Origin of the sequence: Chryseobacterium sp. CCNWLW53, assembly GCF_037083525.1 — a bacterium.
Lineage (GTDB): Bacteria > Bacteroidota > Bacteroidia > Flavobacteriales > Weeksellaceae > Chryseobacterium > Chryseobacterium lathyri.
In genome coordinates this window covers 196,200-209,249 of record NZ_JBAOJR010000003.1, presented here as the reverse complement: position 1 = coordinate 209,249, position 13,050 = coordinate 196,200, and the positions used below count along the sequence as shown (strand labels likewise).

The following is a 13,050-nucleotide window of genomic DNA, read 5'->3' as shown; positions in this document are numbered from 1 at the left end:
GTGTTTATTTTAAATTAGAATGCCTTCCAAATTGTGCCATTGCAGCCTTCATGAGCATGTATAGTAATATTATATCGAATTGCTCCTTCTTCGGCTGAAGTACAAGATGTACCCGCAGCAGCAGCAATTCCTTTCATCTGAATAGCCGCTCCGGTTGAAGATGCCGCTGTAGGAGCCATATTTATTCCTACAACCGTGTTAGTAGCTGTTGATTGCCCGAAAAAAGCATGCTGAGTATTAGCATATATAGTCTGGTTAGCTGTTGTTGCCTGCGCTCCAATACCTATCGCCATAGCCGCACCTCCTGAAGCAGTCACTGTGTTACTATTTCCAAAAGCGTAATTACTACTCGTTACATTATTTGATGATCCCAAAACAAAGCCCGCGAAAGTATTATTATTCCCCAAGGCAATACCAGAAGTACTACCCGCAACAGCCGCATTGAGATTACCCATTGCGAATTGATTGGATCCATTCAGATTATTATTATTACCAATTGCTTTTGCTCCGTTAGTAGTTGTATTACCCGAACCTATAGCAACACCTGGAAAATTAGGCCCCTGTGCGGAAACCGTATTATCTTTGCCCAGAACAACACTAGAAGATAATGTTGTATCTGATATTGTATTGTTTGATCCCCATACAAGAGAAGCATATGGACCGGCAGCTGTGGTATTTCCACCACGTAAAGTACCATCAGTATATAAAATTCCTTTTATTGCACCAGCCGTAGCAATTACCAAATTCTGAGAATCTTTTGTTCCTAAAAAATTTCCGGAAGAAATTGTACTTCCCACTACACCGGCGGCGGCGGTTGTCCCTGAGTTCCCAGTAGTATGCCAGTCTGAAGGCGTAGTAAATATCCATACTGTTCCATCAAAATAATAATATCCCGGAGTTGCTACATTAATCGTTGAACCAGCAGGAGTAGCGTTAATAGATGTAACATATACCAAAGCCCCCGTCTGAGCTGCAGCGTACGTTTTAGCAGCCAATTGGCTCAATGAAAGCCTTGGTGCAATAATTCCATCAGGCTTATTGATATTTGTTGGAAACCCGACTACATCCAATGTAGCCTGGGGAAGACCAGTATTAATTCCAACTTGTGCGTTTATGAGATATCCTGTAAAGGATAAAACAGCAAGTGTTAATAATTTGTTTTTCATTAAATTGATATTTGTTGTTTTTTTATGTTTTATGTTTTTTTTATACTATTGAACTCAAATACTGTATAGCTTAACATGTATTAATTCCAACCTGTGCGTTTATGGGGTGACACTCATAAAGGATAAAGCTATTACTACTAATATTTGTTTTCGTTAAAGCAATTGGAAGATGTACGATTAAGATAATTTATCCGGAAACTTAATGACAAAGTCAAAACCTGCCTCAATTTTAGGATCTTCAACAGAATGTCTAGTGCATTTATACTGTTGCACAATTCCTGCGTCTCTGCATATGAAGCTCAGATGCCTGATACCAGCATACCGCTTACTCATTTCTATAGAAGCCTTACTAAGAACGGGAATCTTATCTTTTTGTGAATATTTTGTAAACTCACCAGTTTTATAAAGAGAGCATGATACAGTAGAATTCTGTACTGCTAAAGATGTGGCGCCGGGTTTTCCTATCTGCCATGCAAACAACATATTGATACAATATGCTATAGCACAGCTATAGAAGATAAAGTAATTTATTTTCAATGATGTATGTGTTTTTTTTCGGTACAAATATAGTAAATTTTCAATTAAAACAACTTTTTAATATTAAATTTTAACAAAAAACAAACATTTAAGCAAATAATAAACATTTAATTATGTTAATTTTTACGATATACACAACAATAATCAATTATCAAAACATACATATCAATAATACTTGATTATTTTAACAAAATACATTGATTTTTAGAATGTTATAAAAACAAAAAAGCCCGGACATTGCTGTCCGGGCTTCTTATTTTATAGTAAATTGAATTATTTCAATTCTACTTCAGCACCAGCTTCTTCTAATTGCTTCTTAAGAGCTTCAGCTTCGTCTTTAGAGATTCCTTGCTTGATAGCAGCAGGAGCTCCGTCTACGATATCTTTAGCTTCTTTAAGACCAGCACCAGTTAAATCTTTTACCAATTTAACGATAGCCAATTTAGAAGCACCTGCAGACTTAAGAATTACATCGAATTCTGTTTTTTCTTCAGCAGCTTCACCTGCACCACCTGCAGCAACTACTACAGCAGCAGCAGCTGGCTCAATTCCGTACTCATCCTTAAGGATAGTAGCTAATTCGTTTACGTCTTTTACTGTTAGGTTTACTAGCGTTTCAGCTAAATTTTTTAAATCTGACATTGTTGTAATGTTTTTGTTGATTATTTATTTAATTTTTTGAGTGTAATTATTCAGCAGCTGGCGTTTCGTCAGTGCTTTCTGCAGCAGGAGCTTCCGGAGCCTCAGCAGCAGGAGTTTCTTCTACAGCAGGTGCAGCTTCTTCAGCCGCAGTTTCTACTGTTTCAGATTTGTTTTGAAGAGCAGAAACAACTCTTTGAATTGGAGACTGAAGCAATCCGATGATTTCACCGATCATTTCTTCTCTAGACTTAATGCTTACTAAGGCATCAAGATTGTTGTCACCAACATAGAAAGTTTCCTGTACAAAAGCAGACTTTAATGCCGGCTTCTCTTCTTTTTTTCTGAAGTCTTTAATTAATTTTGCTGGAGCGTTAGCTGTATCAGCAACCATTAATGCAGAGTTACCTTTGAATGTTTGGAACATTTCAGAGAAATCTACTCCGTCAATCTGCTCCATTGCTTTCTGTAAAAGTGTATTTTTTACTACTTTCACTTTAATATTCTGCTTGAAAGCCTGTCTTCTGAAATCAGAAGATTTAGCAGCGTTCAAACCGTCTAAATCTGCTACATAAACTACTTTCGCATCCTGAAGCAAATCTTTGATCTCTTGTATTGCTACAACTTTTTGGTCTTTTGTCATTGTCTTAAGGATTATTATTAGTTAACAGATTTACTATCAATTGCAATACCCGGGCTCATTGTAGAAGACAAATAAATGCTCTTCACATAAGTACCTTTAGCAGCAGTTGGTTTCATTTTGATCAATGTAGAAATTAATTCCTGAGCATTTTCTTTGATTTTAACAGCATCGAAAGATACTTTACCAATACCAGCATGGATGATACCATACTTGTCTACTTTGAAATCAATTTTACCTGCTTTTACTTCAGTTACTGCTTTACCAATTTCCATAGTTACAGTTCCTGATTTAGGGTTAGGCATAAGACCTCTTGGACCTAATACTCTACCTAATGGACCTAATTTACCCATAACAGCTGGCATAGTAACGATAACGTCAACATCTGTCCAACCTTCTTTTATTTTTTGTAAATATTCGTCAAGACCTACATAATCAGCTCCAGCTTCTTTTGCTTCAGCTTCTTTATCTGGTGTAACCAATGCCAAAACTTTAACATCTTTACCAGTACCGTGAGGAAGAGATACAACACCTCTTACCATTTGGTTTGCTTTTCTTGGATCTACACCCAATCTTACAGCGATATCTACAGAAGCATCAAACTTTGTAGTGTTTACTTCTTTTACAAGAGCAGAACCTTCTTCAAGGTTATAGATTCTTCCTTTTTCTACTTTGCTTAAAGCTTCCTTTTGCTTTTTAGTCAATTTTGCCATTTCTATTAGTTTTAAGCGTTAAAAGTTGGTTTAGTTCCTGTTACTCTTAATCCCATAGATCTAGCAGTACCTGCAACCATAGAAACTGCAGAATCCATTGTAAAGCAGTTAAGGTCAGTCATTTTATCCTCAGCGATTTTCTTTACCTGATCCCAAGATACAGAACCTACTTTGTTTCTGTTTGGTTCTCCGGAACCTCCTTTGATCTTAGCCGCATCCATTAACTGAATTGCTGCAGGTGGAGTTTTAATAACGAATTCAAAAGATTTGTCTTCGTATACTGTAATTACTACAGGTAAAACTTGCCCTGGCTTATCTTGGGTTCTCCCGTTAAATTGCTTACAAAACTCCATGATGTTCACACCTGCAGAACCCAATGCTGGACCTACTGGTGGAGAAGGGTTAGCCGCGCCACCTTTCACCTGAAGCTTTACCATTTTAAAGACTTTCTTAGCCATTTTTAATTTTTTTAGTTTGAATAATTAATGAGTTTGGAAGCATTTATTATTCAGCAGATTACCGACTCACATACAGTAAATCTACTTTTCGGACTGCAAAATTATGAAATATTTTTGAATTAGCAAATGGAAAGTGCTGATTTTTAGAAAAGAATATGAATATTTTTTTATTTACATTTATAAAAGACAAAGCTCCATGGGACTGAAATTTTTTAGTCTTGGGTATATTTTTAGTGTTTTATTGTCTTATTAAAATCTAAAATGAGTTTATTACAATATGGAAACCAAGCAATACAAACTTACTTCCAATATTAAGCATATCCAATCAAATTCTTTTAAAGCCCCTGTGTTTCACCAATCTTTTTCATAACTGCCCTTTTAACAAAAATAAAAGAACAAAAAAAACATAATCATAAAAAAAGACTGCCGAAACAGCAGTCTTTATATATTTTAAAAGTATGAATTATACCTTTTCTACTTGCATATAGCTAAGCTCCATTGGAGTTTTTCTACCGAAGATCAGTACAGAAACTTCAATTTTCTTCTTGTCTTCAAGAATTTTTTCAACAGTTCCGTTGAATCCATTGAAAGGTCCGTCAATTACTTTAACGTTTTCACCTACAATAAACGGAATCTCAACATCGGTTGCAAATTCTGAAAGCTCATCCATTCTTCCCAGCATTCTGTTGACCTCAGATTTTCTCATCGGAACAGGATCACCTCCTTTTGTTAAGCTTAAGAAAGATATTACTCCCGGAATGTTTTTAATTGCGTGAGGAATTTCTCCCATCAGATCAGCTTCGATCATTAAGTATCCAGGATAGTAAGGTTTCTCTTTAGGAACTTTTTTTCCGTTTCTGATCTGAATAACCTTTTCCATAGGAATAACCACTTGAGTAACGTACTGCTCAAACCCTAAACGTTTGATTTCTGTCTCAATATAGTTTTTCACTTTATTTTCCTGTCCGCTGATTGCTTTCAGCACATACCATTTCAATTCGCTCATTATGGGAAAATACTTTTTTAGTTGAACACGTTAATTAGCATTCCAATTATGTTGCTGATTGCTTTTGAAAACAATTCATCAACTCCAAAGGTAAACAATGCCAAAATCACTGTAGCAATAGTTACCACAATAGTAGAAGACTGAAGATCAGCCCACTTTGGCCATTCAACTTTATGTCTGAATTCGTTATAAGAACCTTTTAAAAAATCGACAAATGAACTCATAATTAATATTTGCACGGGCACAAGGATTCGAACCCTGATCAACGGTTTTGGAGACCGGTATCCTACCATTGGACGATGCCCGTAGATAAAAAGCTTCCGAGAGTTTCCTTCCGGAAGCTTTATTTATTTTAAGATGATTAGTCTAAGATTTCAGTTACCTGACCTGAACCAACTGTTCTACCTCCTTCTCTGATCGCAAATCTAAGACCTACGTTAAGAGCGATTGGCTGTAACAATTCTACAGTGATCTCTAAGTTATCACCAGGCATTACCATTTCTACACCTTCTGGTAAGAAGATCTCACCTGTAACGTCAGTAGTTCTTACGTAGAACTGAGGACGGTACTTGTTGTGGAATGGAGTGTGACGTCCACCTTCTTCTTTAGAAAGGATATAAACTGATGCTTTGAATTTTTTGTGTGGCTTAACAGAATCTTTCTTAGCGATTACCATACCTCTCTTGATGTCAGTTTTTTCAATACCTCTCAACAATAGACCTACGTTATCACCAGCTTCACCTCTGTCAAGGATTTTTCTGAACATCTCAACTCCTGTAATAGTAGAAGTTAATTTTTCCTCACCCATACCGATGATATCAACAGGATCACCTGTATTGATAATACCAGCTTCGATTCTACCAGTTGCAACAGTACCTCTACCTGTAATAGAGAATACGTCTTCGATTGGCATCAAGAATGGCTTATCAGTATCTCTTGGTGGCTGCTCGATCCAGTTATCAACAGCATCCATTAATTCTTCAACGCTCTTGAACCACTTGTCTTCAGTATCAGGAGTAGCTGCTGTAGCTGCTGTAAGAGCACCTAATGCAGAACCTTGAATTACTGGAGAGTTATCTCCGTCAAAATCGTAAGTAGATAATAAGTCTCTAAGCTCCATTTCAACAAGCTCTAACAACTCAGCATCATCCACCATGTCAACTTTGTTCATGAAAACAACGATTCTAGGTACATTTACCTGACGGCAAAGTAGGATATGTTCTCTAGTCTGAGGCATTGGACCGTCAGTTGCAGCACATACTACGATAGCTCCGTCCATTTGAGCAGCACCAGTTACCATGTTCTTTACGTAATCCGCGTGACCTGGACAGTCAACGTGAGCATAGTGTCTTTTTTCAGTTTCGTATTCGATGTGAGCAGTATTGATAGTAATACCTCTTTCTTTTTCTTCTGGAGCAGAGTCAATTGCAGAGAAGTCTTTTTTCTCAGCAAGACCTTTGCTAGCTAGTACAGCAGAAATTGCAGCTGTAAGAGTAGTTTTACCATGGTCAACGTGACCAATAGTACCAATGTTCAAGTGTGGTTTGTTACGATTAAACGTTTCCTTTGCCATGATTTAAAATTATTTATTTTATTATTTTTCAATTTTTCGGTGTGCAAATATAATGATTTTTTAAATACTAAAATCTTTTTTATTTAAAAAAGTTTCAATATTCAATCAAAGAAGCACAAACCTTATATTTCAATGTATTGAGACTGCAAATTTACACAAATTTCCGGATTGAAAAAAATCATTATAAACGTTTTTATTTGAAAGCATAAAGTATGTGACTAATTCTGAATAATATAGGAAGTAAAAAAATATTTGCAAATAAAATTACACTATAAAAACCGCCATTAATATTTCCTCGTATATATAATAGAATACAATAATATTATGAGAATCTTTATCCTTCTTTTAGATGTTAATTATTCTAATATTTTTCCGGGCTAACAATTTTTGAAGATAATATAATACCCGAAAATATGGTCCAGGAACTTTTAACAGGATTGTGGCTTAAGAAAACACATGATTATTTTGATGCAAGAAGCGCGGAAAACATAGTTTTCCGCGCCTCACATAATATATAGATAGAAGAAATATTAAATCTGTTGGGACTTTTTCGTCCTGTTGAAGATCCAGAAAATAATCGGGAAGATCAACAATGTTAATATAGTTGCTGTAATTAACCCTCCGATAATCACGATCGCTAAGGGTTTCTGAGATTCCGAACCGATACCTGTGGACAATGCGGCAGGCATCAATCCTATCGAAGCCATCAGAGCTGTCATGATAACAGGGCGGGTTCTGGATTTTACCCCGTTTAATATGGCGTTATCTAAAGTGAGTCCGTTCTTGACATTCTGATGAAACTCAGTAATAAGGATGACTCCATTTTGGATACAGATACCGAGCAAAGCAATCATTCCCACTCCGGCTGAAATTCCGAAATTCATTCTGGTAAGATGCAGGGCAATAATCCCTCCGATCAGTGCAAAAGGTACGTTCGCCAATACCAGCAATGAGTCTTTCATATTTCCAAAAAGGATGAACAGTAAGAAGAAAATCCCCAGAATGCTGATCGGAACCACCTGCGCTAGTCTGTGTGAAGCTCTCTGCTGGTTTTCAAACTGACCTGTCCAGCCAATGGAATAACCGTCCGGAAGATCAATATTGGCCACTCTTTTCTGTGCATCCGCAATGGTACTTCCTAAATCACGGTCACGAATCGAGAATTTCACCCCGATGTATCTTTTAATATCATCTCTGTAAATAAATGCAGCTCCGTTATCTTTTACAATGGTACTGATTTCCTTCAGCGGAATCTTTGCCCCGTCTTGTGTAGGAACCATTAAGGAAGCAATATCATTTTCATCTTTTCTGTATTCCTGGGAATACCTGAGACGAATCGGGAATTTTCTTTCACCGTCAAACATTTCCGATGCTGTTTTTCCTCCAAAAGCCATTTCCAGTACAGACTGTGCGTCGTCGGGCATTACTCCGTAAGCCGCCATTTTATCCCGGTCCAGCACGACACTTACTTCCGGCTGACCGATATTTTTAATGATCCCCGGATCTTTTACTCCGTCTACGTCTTTGATCTGTTTTAAAACCTCATCCGCCAATTTATCCAGGGTTTCCAGATTATCACCATAAATTTTGATTCCGTTCTCCGCTTTGAAACCAGCTACGGCTTCTGCTACATTATCTGAGATGGGTTGGGAATAATTAAAAGTAATTCCCTGGTAGCTTCTGAGCTTTTTATCTATTTCCTCGATCAGTTCTTCGTAGCTGATCTTGCGTTTCCATTCGTCTTTAGGCTGAAGATTGACGGCAAACTGCACAAATCCAAATCCGTTCGGGTCTGTTCCGTCATTACTCCGTCCGGTTTGAGCCAAGACATCGGTAACTTCAGGAAAGCTCATAATGTCTTTCTTTAAAAGGTCTGCGGTTTTCAGAGATTCTTTTAATGATGAACTCATCGGCATTTCTGCAGTAATCCAAAGTGAACCTTCATTCAGCTGGGGCAGGAATTCTGTTCCTAAAAATTTTCCTGAGAATAACGTCACTACCATGAAAGATATGGCAACAATTAAACTCATTCTTTTATGTTGAAAAGTATAGTTGAATCCTTTGAGTACAATTCTATCCCAGAAATTAACAAACGGGTTATTTTTTTCTTTTACATTCTTATTTAATAAAATGTGGGAAAGAACGGGAACCAATGTCAGAGTGAATACCAATGCCCCTATCAAAGCAAATCCTAAGGTAAATGCTAATGGTGAAAACATCTTCCCTTCCACTTTCTGGAAAGAGAAAATAGGGATTAACGATGTAATGATGATTAATTTTGAAAAGAAGATGGCTTTTCCTAAACCTGTTCCAGTCTGCTTGATCCAGCCTCCTTTTGACAGTTTATTGAATTTTTCTGTTCCATATTTAAGCGCTTTATGATCGAGCATGACAAAAAGTCCTTCCACCATGACGACAGCTCCGTCAATAATAATCCCGAAATCTACCGCACCCAGCGAAAGCAGGTTGGCACTCATCCCGGCAAGCTTTAAGCATAAAAATGCGAACAACAGGGACAGTGGAATAATAATGGAAACAATGAGCGTGGTTCTCCAGTCTGCCATAAAGATCAGAACAATCACCGTAACAAGAATGATTCCCTCGATCAGGTTGTGCATCACGGTGTGTGTCGTGAAGTCCATCAGGTTGTCACGGTCGTAGAAGGTTACCATTTTGACATCTTTCGGAAGAACCTTTTCATTAAGCTCTTTGATTTTGGCTTTCACTCCAACCAGAACTTCCCTTGGGTTCTCCCCTTTTCTCATTACAACAATTCCTTCAACGGTGTCTTCATGATTATTCAATCCGGCTTGTCCGACTCTCGGCATTGAACTTTCGTGAACTTCGGCAACATTTTTAACCAAAACAGGATTTCCGTTGTCATTTTGAATGGTAATATTCCCTATATCATTAATGGATTTAACCAAACCGATTCCTCTTACTACATAAGCCTGACCATTTTTCTCAATAACATCACCTCCGACATTTAAATTGCTTTTGGTAACGGCATCATACACCTGAAGCGGCGTCAGATTGTATTTATCCAAAGCTCTCGGATCAATACTTAATTCAAAAACCTTGTCCTGGCCTCCGAAAACATTGATGTCTGCAACTCCCGGAACGCCTCTCAGTGCGCGGTCGACTACCCAGTTCTGTAAAGTCAGCAGTTCTCTGGAATCTTTCGTTTTACTTTCCAGGGTATATCTGAAAATTTCCCCGGTAGGCCCGTAGGGTGGCTGAACTTCCGGATCCACCTCATCAGGAAGGCTTACGGTTCTTAATTGGTTATTCACCTGATTTCTGGCGAAAGTATCATCCACCCCATCGTCGAAAAGAATTTTAACGATAGAGAGACCAAACATCGTGGTACTTCTCACACTCGTTTTCTTCTGCACCGGGCTCATGGCCAATTCAATGGGCGTAGTCACAAAACGTTCCACTTCTTCTGCGCTCCGCCCATTCCATTGGGTTATAATAACAATCTGGGTATTGGTAACATCCGGGAAAGCTTCAATGGGCATATTTTTGAAACTGATAAAACCCGCAATGGCCAAAATAGCAACCCAGATAAAGGTAAAGGCTTTATTTTTTAGCGAGAAAGCAATTATATTTTTAATGAATTTATTCATAGTAGAAATTAGATGTTAGACTTTAGATATTAGACTAATAACTAAATGTTTAATTGTTGGGACAATTTTAAAGATGTTAATTAAAAAAATTGAAGGCTTTTGAACCATTAAGTTTTTATTTTAGGATTTAAGATTATGAAGCAGTCGCAGCCGAATTTGGGTAAGAGGAATGCTTAAGAATATCTTCAGATGTTTTTCTTAATTCAGCTTAACTTCTTCCTTCAACATGAGCAATAACTCTTAATGGTTCAAAATCAATTTTAATTATTCAGAGAGCGGTAAATTAAAAGTTGATTATTAGTGATTACTTCTTCTCCTTCAGACAAACCTTCGGAAACATAAGTGATATCTCCGGTCTGCTTTAAAATCTTTATTTCTTTAACCTTAACATCTGTTCTTGATTTAAAAATCACTACAAAACTTCTGTTATCATCAAAAATCACAGCTTTGGAAGGAACTGTAAGGGCCGTATTATTTTCTGAGCTTGTCACTTTTATGGTTGCCTTACTTTCAGGAATTAATAATCCGTTTGCATTGTCTAAAACAACTCTTGCCTGCATTGCATTGGTTTGCGGATCAATAATTTTAAATATTTTATCAATTTTTCCATCAAAAACTTTGTCCGGATAAGACAATGTGGAAACCTGGGCTTTCATTCCGAGACTTATTTTTTCGATGTCTGATTCGTTAACATTCATGATCGCCCAAACATTGGTCGTATTCGCCACATCAAAAATATTATCACTTCTGTCACTTCTCAACTGCATATCTTTATTGATATTCTTCTGAACGATATAACCGCTGATCGGAGCCACAACACTGTAAATATTTCCTTTCTTTACATTATAAACCGTACTCACCGCACTTGCTCTCTGCATTTGGTCCTGAGCCTTCTGCAATTGGCTCTTGGCTTCCAGTACATCTCTTTCAGTATTCAGTTTTCCCTCGTACATTTCCTTGGCAACACGAAGATTTTTTTGAGCAACAACCAAATCCGTTTTTGCATCGCTTACATCTTTCTGAACTTCCGCCAACTCCGTACTTCTGATGGTCGCCAAAATCTGTCCTTTCGTCACATGATCTCCCAACTCTACATTTACACTTAAAACATTTCCTCCAACCAGCGGATAAACATCGATATAGCTGTTTTTATCTGCGGATATTTTCCCGTAAAAATTATAATCGTCTTCTATATTTTTTTTCTCAACTTTTGCTAAAGAAATCGACTTCAGCATTGTGTTGCTCAGTTCAAAGCCTTTTTTTGCCTGTGGTTTAGCCTCTTCCTCTTTTTTTGAGCAAGACAGGACTGACAAAACCACCATTGTTAGGGTTATATATTTTTTCATGTTTAATAGAAGATTTTCGTTTGTACTAGTTGATTAAGCTGTTCTGCCGATTGTATAATTTCATTCTTCATATCGAAGATCTGGAGAGCCGTTTCTCTGTAACTGTCCATGAAATCTGTAAATTCTATAAGGCTGACATTTCCTTTTCTGAAGTTTTTCAGCATTCCATCGTACACAATCTCCATATTGCTAAGGTCTGTGGTTTTAATTTCTGCAAGCTGGTCGTACTGATTTTTCCATGTTTTGTAGGCAGCCTGAACTTTAGTTTCAAGGTTCAGTTTCTGATAATCTGCATTTTTCTGGTTCTGTTGAATGGCATAATTGGCTTTTTCCACATTTCCCTGATTGGATTTCCATAATGGCAGTGGAATCCCGATCATAAGATTTACCTCATTTTTAAAAGTCCCTCCATTCTGGTCCCATCCTGCTCCTACATTAAGGTCCGGAACATTCAGAGATTTCTGCCACTGTGCATATAATTTGCTGTTGTCAATTAATTTCAGGAAATATTGATAATCAGAATTATGTTCCAGTGCTTTTCTCTTTAGCTCATCTTCGTCTCCGAAGGGCTGGGCTGCAAGAATTCCTTTTGCATCAGCGTCAGAAAGCTGCGGCTCTATTTCATCGGAAATTCCGGTCAGCACTTTTAAATTTTGTTCAAATTCAAGGATGTTTTTATTAATTCCCAGTTTATCATTATTAAGCTGGATCACGAGACTCTGCAGCCTTACTTCGTCTTTAAGGGAAACGTTACCTTTGGCAGACTGTAGGCGGTAAGCATTTAACAGGTCATTCATATACTCCAGCTGCTTATTGGTATTGCCAAGCTTCTGTTTCTCATAATATAAATTGAAATAAGCAGCACGAAGCTGAGCTCTCAGGTCCACTAAAAGCTGCGAAAACTGAAGCTGGGCAAGTTCTTTGTTCGATTTTGCAAAAGCAATTTCATTTTTCTTTTTTCCTCCCATATAGATCAGCTGGGTGATCTCCGCTCCTTTGGCATGGCCTATATCAAAAGCTTTTTTACCTTCAGGATTGTAGGCATTGATCTGACCGCTCAGCTGTGGCAGTTCCCAAATCTTAGCCTGCAGAATATCTGCATCGGCCATATTGATGTTATATTGTTCTGCAAGAAGCTGAAGATTATTTTTCTGAAAAGCCTCTTCACAGTCCAAAAGTGACATCTGCTGCTGTCCTGCCATGAATGAGGAGATGGCAATAAACAGCCCTGCAATTTTGTTCATTCTATCTTTATTTATGATACAAAATTGCCTTTACATGATTAAAAGGGCCTTAAAGAAGCCTTAAAAAAAAATTAAATTTGGTTTAGGAACACGAAATTT

Annotated in this window: 12 protein-coding genes and 1 tRNA gene; all 13 read right to left on the bottom strand. The window is 37.4% G+C overall.

The window, feature by feature from the left end; genetic code table 11:
• Window positions 1–14: 14 nt before the first annotated feature.
• Complete coding sequence (locus V6R96_RS10000) at window positions 15–1,166, bottom strand: hypothetical protein (protein WP_336379036.1); 1,152 nt, start codon at window positions 1,164–1,166, stop codon at window positions 15–17.
• 177 nt (window positions 1,167–1,343) lie between these two features.
• Window positions 1,344–1,703: a hypothetical protein gene (locus V6R96_RS09995; RefSeq protein ID WP_336379037.1), complete on the bottom strand. Its 360-nt coding sequence runs from the start codon at window positions 1,701–1,703 to the stop codon at window positions 1,344–1,346.
• Window positions 1,704–1,976: 273 nt separating this feature from the next.
• A complete protein-coding gene (gene rplL / locus V6R96_RS09990; protein WP_034723387.1) occupies window positions 1,977–2,345 on the bottom strand; it encodes a 50S ribosomal protein L7/L12 in 369 nt (122 codons plus the stop codon).
• A gap of 46 nt (window positions 2,346–2,391) precedes the next feature.
• The gene (gene rplJ, locus V6R96_RS09985) at window positions 2,392–2,985 is read right to left on the bottom strand and encodes a 50S ribosomal protein L10 (protein ID WP_111955368.1); all 594 of its coding nucleotides are present in this window, start codon (window positions 2,983–2,985) and stop codon (window positions 2,392–2,394) included.
• A gap of 17 nt (window positions 2,986–3,002) precedes the next feature.
• Window positions 3,003–3,695, bottom strand: a complete 693-nt coding sequence (gene rplA / locus V6R96_RS09980; RefSeq protein ID WP_111955369.1) for a 50S ribosomal protein L1 — start codon at window positions 3,693–3,695, stop codon at window positions 3,003–3,005.
• Between the two features lie 11 nt (window positions 3,696–3,706).
• Window positions 3,707–4,153: a 50S ribosomal protein L11 gene (rplK, locus tag V6R96_RS09975; RefSeq protein ID WP_034702033.1), complete on the bottom strand. Its 447-nt coding sequence runs from the start codon at window positions 4,151–4,153 to the stop codon at window positions 3,707–3,709.
• A 463-nt stretch (window positions 4,154–4,616) separates the two neighbouring features.
• The gene (nusG, locus tag V6R96_RS09970; RefSeq protein WP_111955370.1) at window positions 4,617–5,159 is read right to left on the bottom strand and encodes a transcription termination/antitermination protein NusG; all 543 of its coding nucleotides are present in this window, start codon (window positions 5,157–5,159) and stop codon (window positions 4,617–4,619) included.
• A gap of 17 nt (window positions 5,160–5,176) precedes the next feature.
• On the bottom strand, window positions 5,177–5,383 hold the full coding sequence (gene secE, locus V6R96_RS09965; RefSeq protein ID WP_034702507.1) for a preprotein translocase subunit SecE: 207 nt from the start codon (window positions 5,381–5,383) through the stop codon (window positions 5,177–5,179).
• 12 nt (window positions 5,384–5,395) lie between these two features.
• Window positions 5,396–5,466, bottom strand: a tRNA-Trp gene (locus V6R96_RS09960).
• Window positions 5,467–5,520: 54 nt separating this feature from the next.
• Complete coding sequence (gene tuf, locus V6R96_RS09955; protein WP_034749673.1) at window positions 5,521–6,732, bottom strand: elongation factor Tu; 1,212 nt, start codon at window positions 6,730–6,732, stop codon at window positions 5,521–5,523.
• 530 nt (window positions 6,733–7,262) lie between these two features.
• On the bottom strand, window positions 7,263–10,361 hold the full coding sequence (locus V6R96_RS09950; RefSeq protein ID WP_336379038.1) for a CusA/CzcA family heavy metal efflux RND transporter: 3,099 nt from the start codon (window positions 10,359–10,361) through the stop codon (window positions 7,263–7,265).
• A gap of 260 nt (window positions 10,362–10,621) precedes the next feature.
• Complete coding sequence (locus tag V6R96_RS09945) at window positions 10,622–11,707, bottom strand: efflux RND transporter periplasmic adaptor subunit (RefSeq protein WP_336379039.1); 1,086 nt, start codon at window positions 11,705–11,707, stop codon at window positions 10,622–10,624.
• 2 nt (window positions 11,708–11,709) lie between these two features.
• The gene (locus V6R96_RS09940; RefSeq protein WP_336379040.1) at window positions 11,710–12,951 is read right to left on the bottom strand and encodes a TolC family protein; all 1,242 of its coding nucleotides are present in this window, start codon (window positions 12,949–12,951) and stop codon (window positions 11,710–11,712) included.
• Window positions 12,952–13,050 lie beyond the last annotated feature (99 nt).

Coding starts and splice junctions, on each gene's coding strand:
- V6R96_RS10000 (WP_336379036.1), bottom strand. CDS start 1,166: ATGAAAAACAAATTATTAACACTTGCTGTTTTATCCTTTACAGGATAT.
- rplL (WP_034723387.1), bottom strand. CDS start 2,345: ATGTCAGATTTAAAAAATTTAGCTGAAACGCTAGTAAACCTAACAGTA.
- rplJ (WP_111955368.1), bottom strand. CDS start 2,985: ATGACAAAAGACCAAAAAGTTGTAGCAATACAAGAGATCAAAGATTTG.
- rplA (WP_111955369.1), bottom strand. CDS start 3,695: ATGGCAAAATTGACTAAAAAGCAAAAGGAAGCTTTAAGCAAAGTAGAA.
- rplK (WP_034702033.1), bottom strand. CDS start 4,153: ATGGCTAAGAAAGTCTTTAAAATGGTAAAGCTTCAGGTGAAAGGTGGC.
- nusG (WP_111955370.1), bottom strand. CDS start 5,159: ATGAGCGAATTGAAATGGTATGTGCTGAAAGCAATCAGCGGACAGGAA.
- secE (WP_034702507.1), bottom strand. CDS start 5,383: ATGAGTTCATTTGTCGATTTTTTAAAAGGTTCTTATAACGAATTCAGA.
- tuf (WP_034749673.1), bottom strand. CDS start 6,732: ATGGCAAAGGAAACGTTTAATCGTAACAAACCACACTTGAACATTGGT.
- V6R96_RS09950 (WP_336379038.1), bottom strand. CDS start 10,361: ATGAATAAATTCATTAAAAATATAATTGCTTTCTCGCTAAAAAATAAA.
- V6R96_RS09945 (WP_336379039.1), bottom strand. CDS start 11,707: ATGAAAAAATATATAACCCTAACAATGGTGGTTTTGTCAGTCCTGTCT.
- V6R96_RS09940 (WP_336379040.1), bottom strand. CDS start 12,951: ATGAACAAAATTGCAGGGCTGTTTATTGCCATCTCCTCATTCATGGCA.